Raw genomic sequence first — 23,850 nt, 5'->3', positions numbered from 1 at the left:
AAGGGGCAGCTATTTACACACTTTATGGGATAGTCCTTATTTTTGTCTGATTTCTTTATCTCCGTATGAAGCCATCCAGCACTATAAACTTGGCAGTCCTGCCTTTCGAGGACCTATCCTTTCAAAAGGAATTGGGTATTTTCTGTCGCTCTTTTAGTGCGGACCTTATTACCGGACTTTCCCGCTTTCGTCAGTTTCGGGTTTTTAAGTTTTCGAATGATATTTCTATCGAGCAAATTCTAAAAATCTTAAAGGACGGCTATTTTGTACAGGGGGATTTTCGATGCAACAACGATATTGTTCATCTCAATGTCCAACTGTATAATGTGGAAACACGGCATTTGGTCTGGGGATACCGGTTTGAAGGGAAACTTAAAGAGCTTAACGAAATTCATGACGACCTGCTAAAGAGTGTTGTCGCCGTACTTCAGCAACAAATCGACTATGACCTTTTATCCGAATTAAGGCAAAGTCCCAAAGTGGACTTTACTGCTTATGAACATTGGCTTTACGGGATGGAGGAGCTAAAGAAGGGGTCTTTGGAGGCCGACGTGTTGGCTAGGGAGCATTTTGAAAAGGCTTTGGCAATACAACCGGATTATGCTTTGGCCTGCACCGGGATGTCGCTCTCCTATTTTAACGAATGGACCTGTCAGCTATGGCACCGTTGGGAAGTTAATAAATCGGGGGCTTTTGAATGGGCGCAGCGGGCGATTGAGCTAGATGATCAGAATCATATCATTACCATGGTGCTGGGAAGGATTTTTTTATATGATGGTTCTTACGATACCGCCGAATACTACTTTCGGAAATCCTTACTCCTTAACTCCAATGACCCGGATACTTTGCTACCCATTGCGCTATACATTGTCTATCTGGGATTGGGCAAAGAGGCCCTCAAGTTATTTGAACGAAGTTTGGAGTTAAATCCGTTTAATGCAAACTACCAACTACGTATTGGAGGGTTTATCTATTTTGAGTTGGGGGAATACGAAAAAGCGGTAGCATTCATAAAGCATAAGCCAAATGGGACTGAAAAAATTGCGGATACGGATGCGTATTGTGCCGCGATCTATTATCACCTGGGCCAATACGAACTAATGCAGACTTATTGGAATTCCTATTTGGATACGTACCGCACACTTATCGCCAAAGGAAAGGATTTTGACCCTCAGGAGGCTATCGATTGGATCTTTAAACTCAATCCCCATCGCCAAGTATCGCATTTGGAGGATTTTCTAAAATATATTAGCAAAGGAAGTTTTCAACACGCTCCGATTAAAAAAATGCCTGCAAAAGAAAAAGGGCTTACGGCAAACTGTTTTGTGAAAGAGGGTGGGGTTTGGAAATTTTCCTTTGATGGTTCCCTTATACAGACCCCGGAAGTAAAAGGGTTTTATGATCTTCAAAAATTGCTGATGCAGCCCGGACAGGTTTTTCACTGTGCCGAATTGATGGGGAGTTTGCTGGAAGAAAAGGGAGAAAAAATGATCGATGAAAAGTCCCGTAGGGAATATCAAAAAAAGATTCTGGAGCTGCAGAGCGCTATTGAAGAAGCCGAAATGCAGAGCGATTATGGCAACCTGAAAACGCTGCATGAAGAATACGACATGATGATAGAACATTTATCCCAGTCCTTAGGATTAAAAGGCAGGATCAGGGAAACCGGCAATGTGGTGGAAAAAGCACGCTCTGCGGTCACCTGGCGTATCCGCAACGCCATTGCCAAAATAGAACTCTACCATCCCTTTATGGGCGCACATCTTTCCAATGCTATCAAAACCGGGACCTTCTGTTCCTATAAGCCCGACCGGGAGATGCTCTGGGCTACCTCTTAAATTAGCTTCCCTCACATTGTAAGGCACATACTTACGTCTATATCATTGTACTTAAAAATAAAATGTATAATGAAAAAAATGATGTTTACAATGGTGGTTTTAACCTGTCTGCATGCAACAGGTTGTAGTAATGGTCAGGACACAGTGCCTGAAGTAGGAACCCTTTCCAACAAGGTGATTCTGGAATGGAACGATGTTGCCTATCGGGCCTTCGGAGGGGAACTGTACCAGAATTCAGTGATGGCTTCACGGATCAATGCGATGGTGCATCTTGCCATGCATGATGCTTTAAACGCTATTTATCCCAAATATGCCACCTACGCTTTTACCGGAAAAGATGCCGGTGCAGATCCAACAGCAGCTGCGGCCGCAGCAGCTTATGAAGTTTTGGTTCATGAAATCCCCGATCAAAAGGTTTTTCTGGACACTGCGTTAACCCTTACGCTTTCCGGTATTCCGGAAGGGAAAGCAAAGGAAAAAGGATTGGTATTGGGCCAATTGGCGGGGCAGTCTATTCTCGCTATCCGCGCCAACGATGGATCTTCCGGAAACCCGATCACTCCTATTGCCGGAAGCAATACTCCGGGTGTTTACCAGGTAGTACCCCCTTTCGATTTTGTATTCGCACCGTTTTGGGCGGATATGAAGGCATTCGGCCTGCAAAAGAATGATCAGTTCCGTTCCGTGACGCCGCCGACGCTGGAAAGTGAGGCATATACAGCAGACTTCAATGAAGTAAAAAGCCTAGGGAAGAAGGGGAGTACCGTACGCACGGCCGAACAGACCTTCTATGCGCAATTCTGGTATGAATTTTCAGAAGCAGGATGGAACCGGGTAGCGCAAACCATTGCCATGGACAAAAAAATGGATCTATGGGATACCGCCAGACTCTTCGCTTTGGTAGATATGGCCATGGCAGATGCCTATATTGCGGGATGGGATTCCAAGTTCCATTACAACTTATGGAGACCCTACACGGCTATACGTTTTGCGGATCAGGACGGCAATCCAAATACCATTGGAGATCTGGAATGGGACGCTGAAATGCCAACGCCCCCGGTGCAGGATTATCCTTCTACCCATAGTGCATTGGGCAATGCAGCTGCTACTGTTATAGCCAATATTGTTGGGGACAACACTTCCTTTACCATGGCTTCGCCTACGACGGTACCGACCAATAGTACCAGAAGCTTTTCCAGCGTAAAACAGGCCGCGGATGAAAATGCCGATTCCAGGGTACAGGCAGGGATCCATTTTCGCTTTGCTTGCGAAGCCGGGCAGAAAATGGGCGATAAAATTGGACAATGGCTTATAGAAAATTACCTACAGCCTTTAAACGCCGAAGAAGTTGCGAACAATAAGGGGTAAGCAGCTAATTTCATAAAGTAGCTATTAAAAAAGGTCGGCAGTTATCGCTGGCCTTTTTGTTTTTGACCATTTCGCAACGATTGGGAAACCGTCTAACTGGTGATAATGATGCTGGAGTAACTTACATTTTTAAAAGGGATGGGGCTAATTGGTCGTTTCATCAAAAAATCGCAGAACCAGAGATTGGGCTGTACGATGACTTTGGAGCAACTGTGGACATTAGTGAGAACTATGCAATGCATTAGCTGGCCATAGTGTTAGCTTCAAACAAGACAAGAAGTAGCAAGGGCTAAAAAATTATCTCACTTTGCCAATGCACCATCTCGCTCATATTTTAAAAGGTCTACTAGACCTTCCAAAATACTGCCGTTAGCTGTTGCGATAAGCTGACGAGAATGTCGTAGAAAAAAATATTCCACACATTTCCTTGAATAATCAAATTTTGAATGAATCTAAAAGGCTAGCTTTTTAATGGCGTTGGCAAGCGATGGCAAATTATTCGCTAATTTTTAATGTTTTTTAATTGTGCTCATGAATGCTACGCATTTGTGTTGAAAAGCAATCGAGCGTCTGGCAGCGGCTATTTTAAATAACCCGTGACAAATAAAATTATCCAGGGGATGATTTTGTGTAGCGGCAAGATGGAGCGCTGGCCTAGTTGAGGATATTGATATTTGCTGGCGAGACAATGCGGCTGGCATTTTATGTAGCTTTCCTGTAAAACAGCTTTGACATACGTGACAAAAGAAATTAGCCGGTGGCTGATTGCTTTTGGCGGCGGGTTGATGCGGCTGCAATTTACCCGTAATTTGTTTTTACATAATATCTGACGATATGAACCTAAAGGTATCATATCTGATATTATATCAAATGCAAGCATACGCCGTTTTACACAGTAGCTATATTTGTACTATAATTTACATTATGTAAAATAGATTATTTATGGATGGCCCTCTGCACCCTTTATCGACTACCTTAATTTGTTTGTAAGGATCATTAAGAAACTCCCCCTTCTGTGCTATAAAGCCATATTTCGGATAATCCCCGGTAAAAAGCATATCCCACAAAAAAAGCTCCGGATAATAATATCTGGAGCTTTTTCTACCGGTTTCCCCAAAGTCTTGGGAAAATTACGGGAATCTTTTAATACCGCAACATGTCGCTGTATTCTTCGACCGACTTTTGTATTTCCAAATAGGATCGGATTTGGGCCATTGTTTTTTCAAAGAGTTCTATCGTTAAATCCTTTTCCCTCTTTAAGGCCTTGATCAATTCTGCATTCGTATTTTTCAAGTTGCTCAAAGTTTGTCGGAGAGCTTCAGATTTAATGAACAAGGAATATGTGTTGGGTTCACACACATAAGAGGTCAATTTTCTTTCCAATTGGCACAAATCATTATTGGTACGCTCCAATTTTAGAATACACCCACTGTTGGAAGGCCTGTTAATTAAATTTCTACTAATTTTTTGGGTTGTTTCCATGGTGTAAGCAGTTTTTAGGGTTAACGGATTTTTCTTTGGTACACTCTTATATAATTTGATTTTATTGATTTGTACCTAAAAGGTACGACATAAATCCCACTTCCGCACAAGCAAATCCCTTCATTAACATTTGTTTAAAGCAAAATTAACACTGCTGTATCTTCGACCTACAACGTTATTTCTTCGACAAACGGTCCAATTCCTCTGAAACCCTTTCAAATATGGACTGCAATTCTTATTAAAAGCGTTTTTAAGCATCCCCTCCCCTCCTGCCCCCAATCTTTAATTTAACACTAATCCCAATTACCTATGACGGTATTAACGGATTTCGAGAACAATGTTCGCGGAAATTCTATAATCTTCAATGATTTATCAGTATTATGTAAGGTTGACGGGACCAAGGAATGGGCCTATTTTCAATTTCGTCTTTAATCCAGTGGTCTCAAGATTGGATGTAGCCCTGAAAGTCCCTTGTTGCGTCCATCTTCTTCCGTAGTGGAGATGTCATGGCCGTAAAGAATTATTGAAGCCTTGGAAATAATTTAGGCCATGGCATCGGTCCCTAAAATCCTAAGATTTTAGGGACCACCTAGTGAAGAAGGGTCTTTTCTTTTGTTTCGTTTTCTTTGGACAAGCAAAGAAAATGAAAAAAGATGGTGATGGTATTCATGAACCTCCTGCGTCGGTTTCATTGGACAGCAAAGAAACCGAAGGTTCACGAAAACCTATTAAAAACAATAATAACCGCTTGAGTAAAATGAAAGAAGATGGTATTCATGAACCTCCTGCGTCGGTTTCATTGGACAAGCAAAGAAATCGAACCGCTAATAAACAATAAAAACCACTTGAGTACAATGAAAGAAGAACGAGGGCAAAAAGAAACCCCGATGAAATTTCATCGGGGTTTCAAAAGATCCTTATAATTTATTATCACTACCAACTAATCTCTTCCGATTCTCCATTGGGATAGGTAACGGTACCCGTTTGATCACAACTACCTCTGCCAAAGTCCAGGGAAGCCATCTTACCATCGGCCTCCAACTGTATGACCCCAGAGGTAATATAGGCACAGCCTAGGTTAGCGGATAAGGGCTCTGTTACCGTAAATTGGTAGGTAATGCCGTCTACAGTAATTTCCCAATCCCCGGTACAGTCAACATCGGCCCCCTCTGCATTGATCTGATCCAAATGCCAGCTGAGTACCCTATTCCCCTTCCAGCTTACAATGTCCCCATGGGCATCCTCAAAAGTGGCATCGGTAACTATAGTAAAGGTGGGACTGTTGGGATCGGAAAAGTCGAAAGACAGGGTCTTGGTGCCGTTCAGGATATAGTCGTTGTAGGTGAAGTCGGTAAAAGTAACCGCAAAATTGCCCTTGCTGCCATCGGTACTACCATTGTTTCCCGTCAATACCATTGTTCCGCTTAGGGTATTCCCTTGAATGTTACACTGATCGTAGGCAACCGAAATACTTTCTTCGCTAAACACCAGCGTGGCACAGTCGGTGTTGGTCTTGTTGGATTTTCCCGCTTTGTCGTTGATCAACAATTCCGTAACCAATTCGTCCAGTCCGTCCGAAACGGAATTTACCTGCATTTGGGATTTAACTTGTTCAGGAGTCAGGCTTTCATCATTTAGGTCGTTCATGGCATCATTGCTACAAGCAGCGATCAAAATAGACCCGAAGCCTAAAACTAAAGATTTAAATGTTTTCATTGTTCGTGGGGTTTAAAACATAGTTAACGCGACTAAAATAAGCGCTTATATAATATTTTGTTAAAAAAAACGATAATTTTCGACTTACAGTATATATTATTAAGAAATGTCTTACAAATATATTGATTTTAGGTCGATTTTTGCCTTTGTTTCCGGAACCTTAACCTTATAAACATACAGCTTTGATAAATTATTATCAAGTATTGAATACCCTTGAACAATATCTTCGAAGCCGTTGTTTAACTCGTCTTCTTCCGTGGTGGAGATGTCATGGCCGTAAAGAATTATTGAAGCATTGGAAATAATTTAGGCCATGGCATCGGTCCTTAAAATCCAGAGATTTTAGGGACCACATAGTGAAGAAGGGTCTTTTCTTTTGTTTCGTTTTCTTTGGACAAGCAAAGAAAATGAAAATGTAAAATATAAATTTAATTATTGGTCTTAATCAATTGTTCTCATTAAATAAAACTAACGATCATAAAACACAACAATTGATCTTGATCCAAAAAACCACTGATAGTTCTATCCTTAATCCAATTGAAAACTAAAATTGTTGTAATCGTCCCGTTGATAGGCCATTTTTTGTGTCGACGGGGATATGGCAAAATAAGGTGAAAAGGTAGTGGTGACCACGGTCTTTCCATCAGGTAAAAATTCCATGATCCGTAGCCAACCGTCTCCCCCATTGCCGTGCCAACCGCCCCCCATGGCCTGCGCATTGAAGGTAATCTGGTTCACCTTTTTTCCGGCGGCATTCCTATCCTCCTTAAAAGCGGTATGGGCCCTAAAATTATCCGGGGAACCTATATGGCCCGAAAAGACCAATTGTACGTTCTTGGACGGGGCCACAACCTTTTCCCAGATGGCCTTGCCATAATTGGCATCCACTATGGGGTAGTTTTCCTTTTCCATATGCTTGTTCTGGGCATTTAGGTAGGAATGGGTAAGCATTACCACCGTATGGTCTTTATATATTTCTTTGGAAATCTCATTGTTGGCCCATTGCAGGATAGTGTCGCGGGGCGCGAATTCCAGGTTCAGGAACAGAAATTTTCTTTGCTGGGGGGACACCAATTCATAGGTGGCGTTCTCCACGGAGGGCAGGCCATCTATATTTTTTCCGGCAGCCCGTAAGGCCTTTGCATTCAATAGGTTTCTGTGTACTGGAAAATACTGGCCGTAATTGGATTTTCGGTTCTCCACACTTTTATAGCCAAAATCGTGGTTACCCGCCGCCAAAATATAGGGGACTTTCCCGTCCAAGCGCTCAAAAGCATGGGAAACGGCCCTCCATTGTTCCCTACTGGGCATATTTCCATTGGCGTGGTCCGGAACCAATAGTTCGTTCTGCTCTACCAGATCACCCGTACACAGCACCATCTTTATATGGAGCGCATCTATATTTTCACTGATCCAGGCGGTCATAGTTTCCAGGGTGCCCTGGTTTCTTTCGAACTTCACATAGGTCTGGGTATCAGGAACCAATATAATGGACCAGGAATCCGGATCGGATAATTTTGGGGGAGTATAGGATTCCTGTGCCTGAATGGCGGTAAAGAGGGTACAAATGGCAATAAGAATGAGGCAATAATTACGACAAATGTTCATTTTGGAAAATTATTAAGGTTTGCAATGGATAAATGTAACCTTTTTAGCAAAGACAAAAAAGTCATTAGCCATAAGCCAAAAGCCATAAGTTATAAGCCATAGGCAATAAATAATGAACACTGTTCACTGTTTACTGCTGACTTGCCTCCCGGTCCTTAGTTTAGTTTTTGGGATTTAAGAGCCTGAAATTTGTTTTGAAACTTCAATTATGATTATTTTCGTTTCATACAACAATTTTACCGATACCCATGCCCGATTTCCAGACCGAATTAGTTCCCTATTTAAAGAAGTATTTTGGCTTTGACCGCTTTAGAAAGCAGCAAGAGGCCATTATCACTGCGGTTTTAAATAAGGAGGATAGTTTGGTGATCATGCCCACCGGTGGAGGAAAATCCATTTGTTTCCAGTTGCCTGCCCTATTGTTCAAGGGTACTACCCTGGTAATTTCACCTTTAATCGCCCTGATGAAGGACCAGGTGGACGGACTAATTGCCAACGGTATCCCCGCTGCCTTTTTTAATAGTAGTCAGTCCCCCGGAGAACAACGGACTATATTGGACAACACCTATAAGGGGGAGTTAAAGTTGCTATATGTGGCACCGGAAAGCCTTCAGGGCCTGTCCCCTGTTTTAAAGGAGGAGTATATTAGCTGTGTGGCCGTGGACGAGGCCCATTGTATCTCTTCCTGGGGACACGATTTTAGACCGTCCTACCAACAATTGGGATTTTTAAAGTCCACCCTGCCCCAAACGCCCATTATTGCTTTAACGGCTACCGCGGATAAGGCTACCCGACAGGATATTTTGGACCAATTGCAGATTCCCGATGCCAGGCAGTTTTTGGCTTCCTTCAATAGGGAAAATATTTCCTTGGAAGTGCGGGCCGCCCATGACAGGGTGTCCCAAATACTTGAATTTATAGCACAAAGGCCCGATGAATCGGGTATCATTTATTGTTTAAGTAGAAAATCTACCGAAACCTTGGTAGAAAAGATCTGCAGTAATGGCATTAAGGCGGCAGCCTACCATGCCGGACTGGATTTTGAGAGCCGCAACAGGGTACAGGAGGATTTTATTTTTGACAAGACCCAGATCGTATGCGCCACCATTGCCTTTGGGATGGGAATAGATAAATCCAACGTACGTTGGGTGGTACATTACAATATGCCCAAGAACATAGAGGGCTATTATCAGGAAATAGGGAGGTCCGGAAGGGACGGACTGGCGGCACACGCCCTATTGTTCCATAGTTATGCCGATGTAATCCAGTTGCAAAGATTTGCCTCGGGTGCGGCCAATGAGGAGGTTCAGCTGGCCAAGTTGGAGCGCATGAAACAGTTCTCGGAAGCCTCTAGCTGTAGAAGAAAGATTTTACTCAGTTATTTTGGGGAGTATTTGCAGGCCGATTGTGGCAATTGCGACGTTTGCAAAAATCCACCACAATTTTTTGATGGTACGGTCATAGCCCAAAAGGTATTATCTACCATAGCCAGATTAAAGGAGTCGGAGGCTACGGGAACGGTAATAGATGTATTGAGGGGCGCGCAAAATGCCAATATTTTGGATAAAAATTATCAAGAAATAAAGACCTATGGCATTGGCAGGGATATTTCATGGAACCATTGGCAACATTATACCATACAGCTTATCAACCAAGGCCTCTGCGAGATTGCCTTCCACAGGAACAATGTACTCCAGCTTACCGATTTGGCCAAGGCCGTACTGTTCCACAACGCCAAGGTGCAATTGAGCAGGCCCTTGTCAAAGGAAGAACAAATGGCGGCCCGCAAGGAAAGTAAGTCCAAGCCGGTCAATGCCAATTCCTTATTTGAAAAACTTCGGCGACTGCGATTTCAAATTTCCTTGGAGGAGAATATTCCTGCCTATTTGGTTTTTAACGACGCCAGCCTAAGGGAAATGGAATCCAAAAAACCGTTGACCAGTGAAGCGTTCAAAGAGATCAACGGGGTGGGCCAGCGAAAATTGGAGGTATACGGGGAGGTGTTTATTAATGAAATCAAGGCCTTTGTAGCCGTACAGACCAAGAAGCAGCAAAAGAAGACCAGGAAATCGGATACCGCTATGGAAACCTATGAGCTGTTTTCGAAAGGAATTGCCGTAGAAGAAATTGCGGAGATCAGGGGCCTAAAGCCCAACACCATTTTGGCCCATTTGGAAAAGCTGTACCATGATGGGAAGGATATAGACATATACCAACTGATTACCAAGGAGGAGGTAGCCAAAGTAGTTAAAGCAAAGAAAGAACTACAGGATCCGGAAGGCCTAAAACCCTACTTTGAGCATTTTGAGGAAAAAATGGAATATGCAACCATTAGATTGGCATTGAGTGTTATTGAAAGGGAGGGAAAGTTGTAAAGTTGAAAGTTTGAATGTTCAAAGTTGAATGTTCAAGATTGGAGAACTAAATTCCCCTCTTGAGAGGGGTTAGGGGTGTGTATTGATGGAGATTGAGCGAAGTCGAAATCGCAGTATGCAGAAGTGAGTATTGGGAATTGAGAGAGAACCTTGAACCATGATCATTAATCAGAACCCCCGCTGGCACGAGCGTCACGCCTGTCTGCCGACTAAGGCAGGCTCATGTCCTCCTTTCACTCCTGTATCTGCCGACTAAGGCAGGCTCGTACCAACGAATTCAATGACAAACATATTAGTCTTAATCCCAAACAAAAAAGCTCCTTCCCTTAAAACTTTAGGGAAGGAGCTAAATTATGGATGTAATCATATTTAAAAACTGAGAGTGACCTTGCCCCTTGCAAAAAAAGGTGTTCCAGGAGTAAAATGAATTTCATCTACTGCCTCGGCTTCGTTGAAATATGAAAATTGTTGAAAGAGAGCCAATAACCAAGAGGGTAGACGTTTAATAGTGTTGAAAGTTTTAATGGAATAAAAATATTGAGTATTAATTATAATGTTGCATACCTAGTTTACTTAATATTATATAAAGTATTGAATTACAAATTTTTACAATTAAAAATATTAATTGTACATCATGAAAAAAATCCTTACTGGAATGGATTATAGAAGTTTTGTATCCTTAGATTTCAGGCAAAAAAATTAACAATAAAACAACAATTTAATTCCAATAACGTTCTTAAAAATGGGTAATTTTATATCACAAAAAAAGTTGGATATGTCATTTTTATCACCACAGATCGAAGCCTTGGCCAAAAGAAAAAAAGAACAATCGCTTGTTAAAAAACCGGATTCATGCGGTATTTTTCAGGAATATGGAAAATTTGAAAAAATTCAAAAACCTGAGGAAAATAAATAATCCAATTGTTCAAGCCATGTTAATCCTTAGGGAATAGGCTCATGTCCAATCCGGGAATGAGTTTCAATGCATTCTTGTAATATAACTTTTTTAGTACTTCATCCGGTAGGTCCATGCCGTACATGGCCCAGAAAGCGTGGTATTTCTTGTGGTACGGAAAATATTCGTCATCGGATTCCAACACCCTGAAGTACGTTGGAAATTCCTCCGGTTTCCAACTATCCTTGCCAAACAGGACCCGGTCCTGGTACTTCACAAAGAATTTATGTGCATTTTTGGGCTGCCGGCCCAATTCTGCAATAATGGCCCCGATACCTACGTACATATTGGGGATTTCGTCCATTAAACGCGATAAGGTGCCCAGATCATTGGCATACCATCCCATATGGGCATTAATAAAATTGGTTTTTGGATGCTTTTTAAACATGCTGTGCTGCTCCCCAATAATCTGTTCCCAAGGGGCCGGATCCGTTGCCGAACGTTTTCTCCTAGGGTGTGTCCTTAGCTCCAACCACCTTTCGTTATCAGCATTTACCTCATCCCAAAAAGGTTTCGGGTCTGCGGAATGGATAAGGACCGGAACGCCCATTTCCCCACATTTTTCCCATATGGCGTTTAAACGGTCATCATCTATGGCCAATCGCTTTCCGGAGGCATCGGTATCCCGTAATCCCAGACTCTTATATACCTTAAGTCCCTTGGCACCGTTCCTTATATCGGCTTCCAATTGTGCCACCGCCTTTTCTGACCAACCCGGTGTACCTACACCGTCAAAATCTACATTGGCAAAAACCGCAAATCTATTGGGATAATGGTCCTTTATATTTTCCAGGGATTGTTTTATCCTTTCTCCGGAACCACCACTAAGGTTGACCATGATGGCCAGGTTAAGCTTGTCCATATCCGCAATTAGCAGGGAGAGATCCTGTGTAGGCATTTGGTACTGATGGCCATGTACGTCTATAAAAGGGAATTTGGCCCTGTGTATTTCCTCTCCAGGGACTTTTAGGGTAGAAACCGGATTGTATTCCTCAAAACCCATGTTCTGGGACGAGGCTCGATTGGAAAAGGCTATAAGCAAAATACTAAGCGGGACTAAATTTTTTAAAGTCATTGCGTCTTTGGTTTAGGTTTTAAATTTATGTTATATAGCGGACAACCTAAAGTTTGAAGCCAAAAAAAGCTATGTAAGAAGTGTTGGTGCTATTATTTTTGAGTTTCAATAATGTTCGAATTTTTTTTTGGGCGACTTCGTGGAAGGAGAATATATTCACGTCATTGCGAGCAAGGCTACCGTAAGGTGGGCGTAGCGTGGCAATCTGCCCACTGCCACTGCCCGCTCTTTAAGAATGGGATTGCTTCTTCGCCCCAGCTCATACCGATGACGTTTACGGTTTTGGGATATAATCATTGAAACCTTAAACTTAGTGCCAGCTTCTCCTCCCTCAGAAATCGCGGGACAGGCCTCAATTGGGGAAGGATTATTTAAGCGTCAGTACTTTGAACCTTAAACCTTGAACTTTGAGCCTGTTCACTGCTCACTGTTCACTGCTCACTGCTCACTGCTCACTGCTCACTGCTCACTCTTTTCATCTTCTCGTATTCCTCCTTAGTATCTATATCCAGCGCCTTTCCGTCTGCAGATACCTCCAAAACATCGTTTTGATGTGTTTTTATAATTTCCCGCGCACCATAATCGGAATTTAATTCCATAAGGGCTTTAAAATGGATCTTTCCAAAGATGGCGGGCACTCCTACCCTATCCGCATATTTGGTAGCTACGATGCTATGTTTGGAACTGGAAAAATTATCTATCAGCATATTTAAATACAGATTATCTATCAACGGTTGATCGGCCAGCATCACTAAAATACCATCATAGTCCTGGTCCTGCCCCAGAAGATGCTTGGCACCGTAGGCAATGGAATTTCCCAACCCCATCCTCCAGTTGGGGTTTAGGACCGTTTCCGTTGATGAAAAATCGGATTCCTTTTCTATAAGCTGTCCATTGGCTCCTAAAACGGTCAGCACCTTGGTGGCTTTGGAGCTTTGTGCATTTTTCAGGGCATTGCCAATCAAAGTGCTATCTTCCCAGGGTAGCAATTGCTTTATAGCCTTCATTCTGGAGGACATGCCGGCCGCCATGATCATAATCGCAATATTTAATTTTTTAGACATCAATCGTGAATTCCGGCTTCTTTATTTTTCAGGAGCATAGGTTCTTTTTTCCTAATGACCGATAATATTTCGGCAACGATGGAAATGGCAATTTCCTGAGGGGTCTCCGCACCTATATTGAGTCCGGCAGGTCCATGGATCCCATCCAGAAAGTCGTACGAAATCTCCGGGCTTAGTTCCATGAGTTCATTAAACAATTTTTCCCTTCTCCCATAGGGTCCTAAAAGGCCTAAATATAATGGTGTTATATTTTTTAATGTCAATAAATACTTTAAGTCTTTGGAATAGCTGTGGTTCATTAATATAATGGCGGTATGTACATCTACTTTGTGCAAAGGAAAGTGCTCTGGTAAAATTCCCAGAAAGTCATGGGCACCTTCAAAATCCATAATATTTTTTTCCTCGGACGGGTCTGCAACTATGGTTACCTCCCATCCTGCCATGGCGGCAAAGATACATAACTGTACCGTATCGTGTTCGGCTCCGATAATAAAAAGCCTAATACAAGGTTCCATAATTTGTTGAAATACCTGAAGCGTCTCCTGGCCATTAAATCCAGCTGAGAATGGTAATCGATCATGGCCAAATACCACCTTGGAGCCGTAATCGGCATTAGGACCCTCTTTTTTTTCAAAATAGGAAAGCACCTTAAAATGCTGTCTGGATAATATGGTCTGTTCAAAAGTATCCAAGAATAGTTTATCTGGTCTAAAGGTTTCCAATAAAATATACAGTATACCCTCGCAGCCTAGGCGATATCGCCCGTCATAGGTCATTATCTTGGCTATTCCATCCGTAAAAACGGTCTGTGCCTGTCTAACCACTTCCTTTTCAACGCAGCCACCGCTTACAGCACCTATCATACGGCTGTCTTCCAGGATCAACATTCTTACTCCGGGCCTTCTGTAGGAAGAGCCGTCCAGTGCCACTACCGTTGCCAGCACACATTTTAGGCCCTTTGAGGTGGCCGACTGATATTCTTTAATAATTTTTTTAAGCTCGTGTGTCATAATTATAATACATTTCTGGTAGGAACAAAGGGGACCAACTCCCCTACTTCATAAAAATCCATTTTGGGTTCCAATACTATGAATCCGTCCGTATCCACCAAACTACATAGGTCTCCAGATCCATTCTCTTTTACCAAGGTGGCCAGCAATTGTCCCTGGTGGAACGCTATTTTTGCCCTTAATAACAGGGTCAAATCGCCCTTAGCGGCGACCACTTCCTTTAAAATTACATTAATTTTTGGTAACGGCAGGCCCAGGGATTGTCTTAACCAATCCTTAAAGTAGACATTGTAATTGGCAAAGGTGGATACAGGATTGCCGGGAAAGGAAAAAACCAATGTGTTGGTTTCTCTGTGAATTCCGAACCAGAATGGTTTTCCGGGGCGCTGGTATACCCCGTGAAATATCTTTTCTACGCCCAGTTCCTCCAATACTTCGGGAAGAAAGTCGAACTTGCCTTTGGATACCCCACCGCTTAAAAGGACTGCGTTATGCGCCTTTAAAGTATGGTACAGTGCTTTTTTAATACCGGTTTTTTCATCGGGCAGATGAAGCTTGGTAGGTACAATGCCCTCAGCGGACAATGCTGCGTAGAGGGTGTGGATGTTGGATTTTCGTATTTGGTGGGGCAAGGGAACCTCTTCTACCTCTACCAATTCGTTTCCTGTGGATACGATGGCCAATTTTGGTAGTTTGCGTACCTTTACGGATGCTTTGCCCACAGCTGCCAAAACCCCTATTTCCGAGGCGGACAGGAGGCTGTATTTCTTCAGGACCAGGTCCCCTTTTTTCTGATCGCTTCCCTCCAAATGTATATCCTGACCCCTGATTGGATTTTTGGTAAGTGTGGCCGATCCGTTTTCAATTTGCAGATGTTCGTACATCACCACGGTGTCGGCATTGTCAGGAACCACGGCCCCGGTCATTATTTCAACACAGTTGTCAGTATCTAACAAGGGTCGGGAAGGCATGCCGGCAGCCAATACGCCTTCTATGGCAAAGGTGGTCCTACCTTTTTCAAAAGCGTCGAAATGTATGGCTATGCCGTCCTTGGTAGCCCTATTGAAAGGCGGGAAATTTCTATCGGCTACGATATCTTCGGCCAGTACCCTGCCCATAGCCGTTTCCAAGGGGACCTGTTCATGGCCAAAGTCCTGATAAAGGGCCAAAACTTTTTGATAAGCGTCTTTAAAGGAAATCATGGAGTACAAGTTACAATTAATAGGAGATTTGTTAAAGACTTATCTTTTGTATTTCCCTCCAGGTAATAGGTTTTATGTTCCTTTCCTTAAGATAGCTTGCCGTTTTGGGGTCGGTAAAAAAATCAAAATCCATTTGCCGCCATAACGAACCAAAATTGGGGTGGTCTACGCACAGCTGTTTCATTTCCAAATTGTTAAAGGCCGGATGGATCAAAATTATATTAAATCCTGCTTTCAGATTTTTTAATATTTGGGCATACCATTCATAAAGTCCTATACTGTCCATGGCTTCAAAATTACCCATATGTAAGGCATTTATTATGTGATCCCCTTCTTCCAGTGCATTAGGGTTACCTACTTCGCTCAGCAGCTGATCGCTTAAAAAAATGGGTAGCTTGTATTCCCTGCCCAATTCCCTATAAACGGACAGTAGCTCCTTAGTGAGGCCCAAGGTGTACATATGGGAATCCAAGTGGGTGGGTTTGATCCCGGCGTCCAACGCCCTATCAATTTGTGCCTTAAGTTCCATTTTCACCTCATGGGGGTCGGCGAAATTTTTTACCATCTCCCTTTTCGCATGGAAAAAACCCTGATTGTCCACCAGGCTCGGTACTTCGGAATAGGGCAGCACAGGCCCAAATTTATAATGTTTCCATTCGCAGGTCAATGTTAAATGAATGCCACAGTCGAACTGTGGCCGGTGTTTGGCGAAATTGGCCATATCCAGGAACCACGGACAGGGTACCATAATACTGTAGGAATTTACAATGCCTTTTTCCAGGGCTTCCATGGTGGCCGCATTTTCTGAACATGATAGTCCGGCGTCATCCGCGTGCACCATTAAAAGGATATCCTCCTTTTCGTATCCCAATTGCCCTAGGTCATAATGTTTGGTCATATGGATTTGTAGTTTTAATCAGCTTAGATAATAGAATTACTCAATTTGTTTGCTATGAACCCGTTTGGATATATAGGGTTTTAATTACGATTTTACCTCTCCTTTGGAGAGGTCGGAACTGTTTTTTTTAGCAGTTCCGAGTGAGGCAAGGGCAAGGAACCGATCCACTCCCCCTACAATATTATATAGCTCAAGTTTGGGGTTTAATTCCTTTAAAATTCCTAAGGCCATATTACTTCTCTTTCCCGATTGGCAGAGTAGGTAAATGGGACTCTGGGTGTCCAGTTCATTGGTCCTTCCCTCCAATTCGTTCAAGGGAATATTGATCGCTTTCATTTGTGGCAAGGAAAAATGTTGAAACTCCTTTTTGGATCTTACATCGATGATCTGAACATGCTCTTGATCTTTCAATGTCTTTTCCAATTCCTCTACACTAATGCTTCCGCCAATTTCACAAGCATCTTCACCCTCCCCATAAGATTCCAAGAGTTTTTTTATGGCCGTATTTTGCGGATTTAAACTGAAATGGATAGTTTTATAGGAATGTTCTAATCCATTAAATAACAATAGTTTACCTTTTAATATTTCCCCTAAGCCTGTAATGGCCTTTACCGCTTCCAGTGCCTGAAGATTTCCGATGATACCCGGAATTACCCCCAGTACCCCGTTCTCATTACAATTCGGAATTTCTTCCTGGTTGGGCATATTTGGAAATAAACATCTATAGGTAGGGCTACCTTGGTAATTAAAGACACTAAGTTGCCCTTCAAAGCCTTGAATGGCACCTGAAACAAATGGTTTCTTTAAGATTACACAGGCATCATTAATCAAATATCGTGTAGGGAAATTATCCGAACCATCGATTACAATATCAAATTGGGCAATGATTTCCAAGGCGTTGTGCCGGGTAAGAAAGGTATCAAAAATGGTAAGGTGGGTGCTCGAATTTTGTGCTTTTAATCGTTCTACTACTACTTCTATTTTAGACCTTCCAAGATCTCCCTCCGTATAAAGTACCTGACGTTGAAGGTTGGTGATTTCTACCATATCCTGTTCTACTATACCTATGTTACCGACCCCCATGGCATTCAGGTATAAAAGTGCCGGAATTCCCAATCCACCCGCACCAACGACCAAAACACTGGCGTCTTTGAGCTTTTGTTGGGCCTCCGCACCGAAATCCTTCAAAACGGTCTGTCTTTGATATCTATTGAAGTCCATCTGAGTATTACAATTTTAATCCCTCATCGAGAGTTTAATTCCCCTACGTTCTATGTTGAAATGGGTTTAAACTATTTTCTTTTGAATACCTAATGGGCTTGCCCCGAGGTAGTTGATTTTGTGTCTTACATAGCCCTTTCAACAGTATTAAATGGGGGATAGCCTGAGCATTACCTTTTCGTAATCCTCCTTAAAGTTGGCATTCCACAATACTTCTTCGCTCTCGGGAAAAACCAATTGGATATCTTCATTGATCAAGAATTTCCGCGGGCAGGTTCCCGGCCCGTTTTTCAGATAATTTAGTGATTTTTTTAAGCCCAAAGGTTCCCATATGGCACAAAGGGGTTCTGGTAAACCGCTTTCCCTGGTGGCAAATGCAGTGGCCATTTTGTATGGATCTCTCCTACCGATCAACTGTTGCAAAGCTTTCCTGTCCATCAGGGGCAGATCGCAGGCCAATACCAACCAGGCCACGTCCGGCTTAAAATTGTGGGCGCTCAAAAGTCCGTTGTAAGGGCCTTTATATTGATTTTCATCAATTATTAGTTGATGATCGGGCGTGAATTCCGGGGCCTGTTCCCCCCGGATGCTCATATAGGTGTTGTCGCAGACTGTCTGTAGGAGCTGATAGAGATATTCGCGCTGTGCCATGCCGTGATATGCTATCAATCCCTTGTCGGTTCCCATTCTGGTACTTTTTCCACCGCTAAGTACCAGACCATATATTTTAGTGGAGTTCATTATTGGAGTTATTTTTTAAATTTCCGCATTTTGTCCCGGGCAGTGGGAATATGGAACTATCCTCCTATGGAGGTCATTGAATTTTCAAATATTCCATCATATTTTTCCTGTTCCTCAAAACCCGTTTTGGATCTGCTGCCAATAGCCTTAAGGATATGCTCTTTAATTTGTGATTCCACATCCTTCCCCCGCATCACTTCCCTTAAATTTGTTCTGGGTTTGCCGTAAAGGCAGGTTATTACATCTCCCGTGGCGGATATTCTTAGTCGGTTGCAACTACCGCAAAAGGTTCTGGAAAAGGAGGGGATGAGACCAAAAGTGCCTTTATGGCCTTTGATCCTGTAATTTATGGAAGTAGAGGTCTTGGGCGATTCCAGTTTTGTTATTTCGGGATATTCCGATTGGATATGGTCCAGTATTTTTTTATAATCCCAATTTATGGTATTGAACGACTTGGAGCCGCCGTTGAATGGCATTTCCTCCAAAAACCGTACGGAAACCGGATAATGTTTCATAACCTCCAGGATGGGTATTATATCCTGGGTATTCTGATTTTCTAGGGCAATAAAATTGATCCGGACATTGAAACCTTCCGTTATCAGTCGAATCAAATTGGTATATACGGTATCATATTGATTGCGTCTCGTAATTTTTTCAAAGGTGTTCTTGTCAATGGCATCCAGGCTAACATTGATGTTTTTGATTCCCAAGGATTTTAATTCTTGGATATAGGGCCCTATCAAGGTGGCATTGGTAGTAATGGAAATATCGTTCAAACCTTCTAAAGAAGAAAGTTTACGCAATAATACCATTAGGTCTTTTCTAACAAAAGGTTCCCCTCCGGTAATCCGTATCTTGTCTATCCCCTGCCCTACCATAATTTCGCTCAGTTTACAGAGTTCCCATATGGTAAAAAGGGAGTCCTTTTCGGCAAAATTTATCCCTTCCGAGGGCATACAATAATTGCAGCGCAGATTACAGCGATCGGTAACCGCCAAACGTAGGTAATTTATTTTTCTATTGTGGTTGTCTATCAGCATCTATCCTCTTTTTGCTCACCAAGTGAGATTTGAACCTGCCTATCCCCCACTTACGGGTGGGATGAGTGCAATTTCATCAAAATTATCGATTATGGTGTCATCATTCGCATAAGAATTGTTCACAGCGACAGCCAAAGAGGATAATTTTTTTAGTTCAGGGTACATTTTGCCCAAGTAATCCTTTAGCTCTTTAACGGTCTTGGATTTTTTTGATCCAAATTCGCTGGAGCTGGGCATAGACAGTGTTGCACTGCCGATGATATCTTTTGTTACGCCAAAAAGTAGTATGGTCATATTATCCTATAATTGCTTTTGTTGGGACTTTCATCAGTTCCGGGAATTTTGAAAATGGTTGTTGGGTAAACCTATTTCCGGTAGCTGCTTTTAGGGCATTGGCTACGGCGGCACCGGCAGGAGGCAAGGTTGGCTCCCCCAATCCGGTTGGTGCAAGGCCGTTTTCTATCAGATGGGCTTCCACCTCAGGAATTTCCCCCATCCGGATCAGTCGGTATTTATCATAGTTCTGGGATTGGGGCCTTCCGTCCGCAAAGCTGAAGTCCCCATACATGGCATGGCCCACCCCATCTATAACACCACCCTCAATTTGGTTTTTGGCGCCCAAAGGATTCACTACAATTCCGCAGTCCACCACACAGGTAACTTTTTTTACAATGGGCATTCCGTTTTCTATTTCAACATCTGCCACTTCCGCAACATGGGAATTATGGCAATAATAGGCGGCAAAGCCTTGGAATATGCCTTCCCCTTTTTTGCCCCATCCGGATTTGTCCACGGCCACTTTAATTACCTGCTGCATGCGTTCCGGAGAATATTCGATACGCTCGTCCGTGGTACCCTTAACCTTATCCAATAGGTCGAGGCGCAATTGGATACGGTCTACCTCCATGGTCTCTGCCAGTTCATCAAAGAAACTTTGTTCCGCAAAGGCTAGGAAATTGGTGTAAGGAGCCCTCCACGCGCCCGTGGTAATGTTACTTTGATAGTTGGCCACATCCACTTGATAGTTTTCTATGGCCCCGGCAGGGAAGAAATTGGGGATCAAACCGTACATGTTTCCTCCAATGGCGGCCTCCTTTAAATAGTATGCGGTTACCTGGCCGTTTCGTATGGCCGCTTTGATCCTATATTTAATAGCTGGGCGATAAGTCCCTGCAGTCATGTCGTCCTCTCTGGAAAATACCAACTTGACCGGTTTTTTAATTGCATGGGCAATTTCTGCCGCCTCATAAACAAAATCCCCATAAAGTCGCCTTCCAAAACCTCCGCCCATCCGGGTCATTTCCAAATGAACGTCATTTACGTCCCTGCCCAACATACCTGCTACCGCCGTGGCAGCAAATTCGGGGGTCTGTACCGGCCCTACCAGATGGATCTTTTCATCGGTAATGTTGGCAAAAAAATTCATGGGTTCCATACAGTTGTGCGGTAGGAAGGGCGATTCATAGGTGCGCTCCAAAATTTTATCGGCCTGGAAAAAGGCGTTTTCTATATCCCCATCCTTTCTTAGGGTCTGGAACTCTTTCCCATCCAACAGCCCCAGCAATTGTTCATCCTGAAATTGGGTACTTTCCAAAGTGCTGTCGTCTACCCAGGTAGCGGATAGGGCTTCTTTTGCCTTTAGGGCCTCCCATGTAGTTTTGGCAATGACCACCACCTTATCGCTTTTGCCCATAGCTACGGTCCAATTGCCTATTCCTTCTTTTGAAAGTTCCTTGGCCTTCTCTCCTATTCTTATTACTTCCAAGACCCCGGGCATGGCCTTGGCTTTGGAATCGTCATAGGTGTCCAAAACTTTGCCAAAAGCGGGCGGGCGCAAAACACTGGCATATACCATGCCCTCTACCTTATAGTCCAACCCAAAAAGTGGTTTACCCGAAATTATTTTATCTATATCCACATTGGGAGCATCGGTTCCGATAACTTTAAAATTCTTGGGATCCATGAGGGTTACGTTTTCCGGAACTTCCAAGGCAGCCGCTTCCTTGACCACATCGCCATAGCCCAAAGTCTCCCCCTTGGCATTGGTGATCACCCCCTCCGAGGTGGTGCATTCCGACGGATCCACACCCCATTTGGCAGCAGCGGCATTGACCAACATTTGGCGTGCCGTAGCCCCGGTTTGGCGCAAAGGTTCCCATCCCAGTCGGATGGACTGACTTCCTCCGGCGAGCTGTCTGGTATAATTCTCGGTATCCAAAATTCCCTGCTGCACATAAACATTCTTCCATGCTACGTCCAATTCCTCGGCGATCAGCATGGGCATTGCTGTTTTAACCCCCTGCCCTATTTCGGGATTGGGCGAGAAAATGGTTACCATACCGTTATCGGCAATTTTTATAAAGGCATTGAAATCATTAAAATTTAACCGAGAAATATCTACAGGGGGCTGTACCTTGGGTTTACAGGCCGTAAAGAGATTAAAACCGATCAGGAGACCTCCACTGGCCAGGGAGGATGTCCTGATAAAGGCCCGTCTATTGAATGCTATTGGCGATGTTGACATATTTTTAGTTTTTTATTCCTCATTATTATTCAGAGGGTTTCGTTTTTGGGTTAAGCGAATGGGTCGGCCTTAATTTTTCATAGGAAATGACCTACCCCATTTTATCAGCGGCAATTGCAACGGCATTATGAATTCTGGTATAGGCAGCACATCGGCAGATATTGCCGTGCATGGCCGTTTTTATTTCATCCGATGTTGGATTCGGATTCTTATCCAAGAAAGCGGAGGCCGTCATTATTTGCCCGGCCTGACAATAACCGCATTGGGGAACATCCACTTCTTTCCAAGCCAGCTGTACAGGGTGATCGCCATTTTTGGAAAGTCCTTCAATGGTGGTAATTTGCTGTCCGGCTACCGAGGCGATGGGCATAGAACAACTTCTTACCGCATTCCCGTCCAAATGTACCGTGCAGGCGCCGCATTGGGCGATGCCACAACCATACTTTGTTCCCACCAGATCCAAATGATCTCGCAATACCCACAATAAAGGGGTATCCCCGGCAACTTCCACACTCTTGGAAACTCCGTTTATATTGATATTGTATTTTGGCATAGTCGATAATTTTTAGGTAGAAAATAGGTAATACCCTACAAGTTACCAAATTTAGGAAAAGTATGTATTACTTTAACAGTTTGTTAAGGGGTACTTCCCGGCTTTCCGGCCTTTTTGTCTTAGGTTAACAGGATACCTCGTAAACTATATTTTGGTCATGTACCGAATATCCTCTAAAACTAAAGGGAGCTTTTATCCAAAAAGCACTCCACATTGGGGTGCAGCCACAAAAAGGACGCCGGCAGGAAAGTGGTTATTTCCCTGGCCAACAATTTTTTTATGGCTTTTTTCTTGTTCGGTCCCGTTACCAAAAGAATTATTTTCTTCGATTTTAAAATGTTGGCCATGCCCAAGGTTAGTCCATACGTGGGTCTGGTCTTCATTTTACTGGCCATGGGATGCTTTAATGAAGACTCGCTTAAATTGGCAATATGGCAATCCGGGAACAAGGTTTTGGAAGGTTCGTTAAAACCCAAATGCCCATTTTTTCCCAAACCGAGGATACAAATATCTATTGGGCCGTGTTCCTGAATTTCATTTTCCATTCGATCGCATTCCTTTTTTGCATCCGTTGGACTACTATCGAATGAAATATAATTGTTTTTCGAAATCCGTAAAGGTTCCAAAAGTTTTTTTTGAAGGTAGTATTCACAGGTATTGGGGTAATCCCCATTGGTTCCGCCCCATTCATCCAGTTTTATAATTTTCATATCCTTAAAAATCTTCGGATCGCTTTGATATGAGTCGGCTAATTTTTCATAAAGCCTAGTGGGCGAATAACCGGTAGCGGTACAGATCAGTGGCTGCAGGTTTGTTCTTAAATTGATCAAAAGGGAATCGAAAGCCATTTGGCTCATGCTTTCATAATCTGCACAGTAGTGTATATTCATAACTTACGCACGCATTATATTCCGAAGCGTAATGTAAAATACAAAAATTTGGTATTGGTCGTACATAGGGTATAAATAATTCATTTGGCAGCCAATATTTTTATGGGACATCCGACTATTGATAGGATGTTCAAAGTTGAAAGTTGAAAGTTCAAAGTTCGGTCAAGGTCACACAATGAACTTTGAACCATAACCATTGAACCTTCTTTCTGCCGACTGCTACTTCTTGGTAGTGCCTGTCCCGCTTTTGGGCGGGAGGGTTGGGGGGTGACCTGTTGAAAAATGTGGAT

General features: G+C 43.1%; 21 protein-coding genes. 5 read left to right on the top strand and 16 right to left on the bottom strand.

Translation table 11 applies throughout. The features are described 5' to 3' along the window. Positions 1-65 precede the first annotated feature (65 nt). The gene (locus D0S24_RS06225) at positions 66-1,838 is read left to right on the top strand and encodes a hypothetical protein (protein ID WP_117018990.1); all 1,773 of its coding nucleotides are present in this window, start codon (positions 66-68) and stop codon (positions 1,836-1,838) included. Positions 1,839-1,907: 69 nt separating this feature from the next. Next, on the top strand, positions 1,908-3,206 hold the full coding sequence (locus D0S24_RS06220) for a vanadium-dependent haloperoxidase (protein ID WP_117018989.1): 1,299 nt from the start codon (positions 1,908-1,910) through the stop codon (positions 3,204-3,206). Positions 3,207-4,349: 1,143 nt separating this feature from the next. Here the strand turns inward: D0S24_RS06220 and D0S24_RS06215 are convergent. Next, positions 4,350-4,688, bottom strand: coding sequence for a hypothetical protein (locus D0S24_RS06215; RefSeq protein ID WP_117018988.1), 339 nt, complete (start codon positions 4,686-4,688; stop codon positions 4,350-4,352). Positions 4,689-5,331: 643 nt separating this feature from the next. On the opposite strand from D0S24_RS06215, the gene D0S24_RS06210 reads away from it, so the two are divergent. Continuing rightward, the gene (locus D0S24_RS06210) at positions 5,332-5,526 is read left to right on the top strand and encodes a hypothetical protein (RefSeq protein ID WP_147321432.1); all 195 of its coding nucleotides are present in this window, start codon (positions 5,332-5,334) and stop codon (positions 5,524-5,526) included. A gap of 95 nt (positions 5,527-5,621) precedes the next feature. Here D0S24_RS06210 and D0S24_RS06205 read toward each other — a convergent pair whose 3' ends face one another. Both D0S24_RS06205 and D0S24_RS06200 read right to left on the bottom strand, forming a co-directional pair. Next, positions 5,622-6,404, bottom strand: coding sequence for a hypothetical protein (locus D0S24_RS06205; RefSeq protein WP_117018986.1), 783 nt, complete (start codon positions 6,402-6,404; stop codon positions 5,622-5,624). A 528-nt stretch (positions 6,405-6,932) separates the two neighbouring features. Next, the gene (locus D0S24_RS06200; RefSeq protein ID WP_117018985.1) at positions 6,933-8,012 is read right to left on the bottom strand and encodes a metallophosphoesterase; all 1,080 of its coding nucleotides are present in this window, start codon (positions 8,010-8,012) and stop codon (positions 6,933-6,935) included. Positions 8,013-8,260: 248 nt separating this feature from the next. Between D0S24_RS06200 and recQ the strand changes: the two genes are divergently transcribed. Beyond that, positions 8,261-10,387, top strand: a complete 2,127-nt coding sequence (gene recQ / locus D0S24_RS06195) for a DNA helicase RecQ (RefSeq protein ID WP_117018984.1) — start codon at positions 8,261-8,263, stop codon at positions 10,385-10,387. 775 nt (positions 10,388-11,162) lie between these two features. Beyond that, entirely contained in the window at positions 11,163-11,303 is a 141-nt protein-coding gene (locus tag D0S24_RS21040) for a hypothetical protein (RefSeq protein ID WP_181938040.1), read from the top strand. A gap of 19 nt (positions 11,304-11,322) precedes the next feature. On the opposite strand, the gene D0S24_RS06190 is transcribed toward D0S24_RS21040, so the two are convergent. The 13 genes from D0S24_RS06190 to D0S24_RS06135 all read right to left on the bottom strand — a co-directional run bounded on the left by D0S24_RS06190 (position 11,323) and on the right by D0S24_RS06135 (position 23,560). Beyond that, a complete protein-coding gene (locus D0S24_RS06190) occupies positions 11,323-12,417 on the bottom strand; it encodes an amidohydrolase family protein (protein ID WP_117018983.1) in 1,095 nt (364 codons plus the stop codon). A 156-nt stretch (positions 12,418-12,573) separates the two neighbouring features. Continuing rightward, positions 12,574-12,714 carry a hypothetical protein gene (locus D0S24_RS21035; protein WP_181938039.1) on the bottom strand — a complete coding sequence of 47 codons (141 nt, stop codon included), beginning with the start codon at positions 12,712-12,714 and terminating at the stop codon, positions 12,574-12,576. Positions 12,715-12,869: 155 nt separating this feature from the next. Beyond that, positions 12,870-13,481 (bottom strand): nucleotidyltransferase family protein, encoded by a 612-nt coding sequence (locus D0S24_RS06185; RefSeq protein ID WP_117018982.1) that lies wholly within the window; start codon positions 13,479-13,481, stop codon positions 12,870-12,872. Continuing rightward, a complete protein-coding gene (locus tag D0S24_RS06180; RefSeq protein ID WP_117018981.1) occupies positions 13,481-14,491 on the bottom strand; it encodes an XdhC family protein in 1,011 nt (336 codons plus the stop codon). Before D0S24_RS06180 ends, D0S24_RS06185 begins: the two co-directional genes overlap by 1 nt. Before the next feature lie 2 nt (positions 14,492-14,493). Continuing rightward, positions 14,494-15,693 (bottom strand): molybdopterin molybdotransferase MoeA, encoded by a 1,200-nt coding sequence (locus D0S24_RS06175; protein ID WP_117018980.1) that lies wholly within the window; start codon positions 15,691-15,693, stop codon positions 14,494-14,496. A gap of 31 nt (positions 15,694-15,724) precedes the next feature. Then, a complete protein-coding gene (locus D0S24_RS06170; RefSeq protein ID WP_117018979.1) occupies positions 15,725-16,591 on the bottom strand; it encodes a polysaccharide deacetylase family protein in 867 nt (288 codons plus the stop codon). Between the two features lie 84 nt (positions 16,592-16,675). Next, the gene (locus D0S24_RS06165) at positions 16,676-17,812 is read right to left on the bottom strand and encodes a HesA/MoeB/ThiF family protein (protein ID WP_117018978.1); all 1,137 of its coding nucleotides are present in this window, start codon (positions 17,810-17,812) and stop codon (positions 16,676-16,678) included. A gap of 147 nt (positions 17,813-17,959) precedes the next feature. Then, positions 17,960-18,553, bottom strand: a complete 594-nt coding sequence (locus tag D0S24_RS06160) for an NTP transferase domain-containing protein (protein ID WP_117018977.1) — start codon at positions 18,551-18,553, stop codon at positions 17,960-17,962. A 56-nt stretch (positions 18,554-18,609) separates the two neighbouring features. Then, complete coding sequence (moaA, locus tag D0S24_RS06155; protein ID WP_117018976.1) at positions 18,610-19,593, bottom strand: GTP 3',8-cyclase MoaA; 984 nt, start codon at positions 19,591-19,593, stop codon at positions 18,610-18,612. Between the two features lie 39 nt (positions 19,594-19,632). Further along, positions 19,633-19,887: a MoaD/ThiS family protein gene (locus tag D0S24_RS06150; protein ID WP_031444209.1), complete on the bottom strand. Its 255-nt coding sequence runs from the start codon at positions 19,885-19,887 to the stop codon at positions 19,633-19,635. A gap of 1 nt (position 19,888) precedes the next feature. Beyond that, positions 19,889-22,117, bottom strand: coding sequence for a xanthine dehydrogenase family protein molybdopterin-binding subunit (locus D0S24_RS06145; RefSeq protein WP_117018975.1), 2,229 nt, complete (start codon positions 22,115-22,117; stop codon positions 19,889-19,891). A gap of 91 nt (positions 22,118-22,208) precedes the next feature. After that, the gene (locus D0S24_RS06140; RefSeq protein WP_117018974.1) at positions 22,209-22,670 is read right to left on the bottom strand and encodes a (2Fe-2S)-binding protein; all 462 of its coding nucleotides are present in this window, start codon (positions 22,668-22,670) and stop codon (positions 22,209-22,211) included. 179 nt (positions 22,671-22,849) lie between these two features. Further along, entirely contained in the window at positions 22,850-23,560 is a 711-nt protein-coding gene (locus D0S24_RS06135; protein WP_117018973.1) for a galactosamine-6-phosphate isomerase, read from the bottom strand. Between the last annotated feature and the right edge of the window lie 290 nt (positions 23,561-23,850).

Source organism: Arenibacter sp. P308M17 (assembly GCF_003426735.1).
GTDB lineage: Bacteria > Bacteroidota > Bacteroidia > Flavobacteriales > Flavobacteriaceae > Arenibacter.
Note: the sequence above shows the minus strand (reverse complement) of the source record. Positions and strands in the feature narration are given on the sequence as shown.

Excerpts from the sequence above, each read along its gene's own strand:
- D0S24_RS06225 (WP_117018990.1), top strand. The coding sequence starts at position 66 with ATGAAGCCATCCAGCACTATAAACTTGGCAGTCCTGCCTTTCGAGGAC.
- D0S24_RS06220 (WP_117018989.1), top strand. The coding sequence starts at position 1,908 with ATGAAAAAAATGATGTTTACAATGGTGGTTTTAACCTGTCTGCATGCA.
- D0S24_RS06215 (WP_117018988.1), bottom strand. The coding sequence starts at position 4,688 with ATGGAAACAACCCAAAAAATTAGTAGAAATTTAATTAACAGGCCTTCC.
- D0S24_RS06210 (WP_147321432.1), top strand. The coding sequence starts at position 5,332 with ATGAAAAAAGATGGTGATGGTATTCATGAACCTCCTGCGTCGGTTTCA.
- D0S24_RS06205 (WP_117018986.1), bottom strand. The coding sequence starts at position 6,404 with ATGAAAACATTTAAATCTTTAGTTTTAGGCTTCGGGTCTATTTTGATC.
- D0S24_RS06200 (WP_117018985.1), bottom strand. The coding sequence starts at position 8,012 with ATGAACATTTGTCGTAATTATTGCCTCATTCTTATTGCCATTTGTACC.
- recQ (WP_117018984.1), top strand. The coding sequence starts at position 8,261 with ATGCCCGATTTCCAGACCGAATTAGTTCCCTATTTAAAGAAGTATTTT.
- D0S24_RS21040 (WP_181938040.1), top strand. The coding sequence starts at position 11,163 with ATGTCATTTTTATCACCACAGATCGAAGCCTTGGCCAAAAGAAAAAAA.
- D0S24_RS06190 (WP_117018983.1), bottom strand. The coding sequence starts at position 12,417 with ATGACTTTAAAAAATTTAGTCCCGCTTAGTATTTTGCTTATAGCCTTT.
- D0S24_RS21035 (WP_181938039.1), bottom strand. The coding sequence starts at position 12,714 with ATGATTATATCCCAAAACCGTAAACGTCATCGGTATGAGCTGGGGCGA.
- D0S24_RS06185 (WP_117018982.1), bottom strand. The coding sequence starts at position 13,481 with ATGTCTAAAAAATTAAATATTGCGATTATGATCATGGCGGCCGGCATG.
- D0S24_RS06180 (WP_117018981.1), bottom strand. The coding sequence starts at position 14,491 with ATGACACACGAGCTTAAAAAAATTATTAAAGAATATCAGTCGGCCACC.
- D0S24_RS06175 (WP_117018980.1), bottom strand. The coding sequence starts at position 15,693 with ATGATTTCCTTTAAAGACGCTTATCAAAAAGTTTTGGCCCTTTATCAG.
- D0S24_RS06170 (WP_117018979.1), bottom strand. The coding sequence starts at position 16,591 with ATGACCAAACATTATGACCTAGGGCAATTGGGATACGAAAAGGAGGAT.
- D0S24_RS06165 (WP_117018978.1), bottom strand. The coding sequence starts at position 17,812 with ATGGACTTCAATAGATATCAAAGACAGACCGTTTTGAAGGATTTCGGT.
- D0S24_RS06160 (WP_117018977.1), bottom strand. The coding sequence starts at position 18,553 with ATGAACTCCACTAAAATATATGGTCTGGTACTTAGCGGTGGAAAAAGT.
- moaA (WP_117018976.1), bottom strand. The coding sequence starts at position 19,593 with ATGCTGATAGACAACCACAATAGAAAAATAAATTACCTACGTTTGGCG.
- D0S24_RS06150 (WP_031444209.1), bottom strand. The coding sequence starts at position 19,887 with ATGACCATACTACTTTTTGGCGTAACAAAAGATATCATCGGCAGTGCA.
- D0S24_RS06145 (WP_117018975.1), bottom strand. The coding sequence starts at position 22,117 with ATGTCAACATCGCCAATAGCATTCAATAGACGGGCCTTTATCAGGACA.
- D0S24_RS06140 (WP_117018974.1), bottom strand. The coding sequence starts at position 22,670 with ATGCCAAAATACAATATCAATATAAACGGAGTTTCCAAGAGTGTGGAA.
- D0S24_RS06135 (WP_117018973.1), bottom strand. The coding sequence starts at position 23,560 with ATGAATATACACTACTGTGCAGATTATGAAAGCATGAGCCAAATGGCT.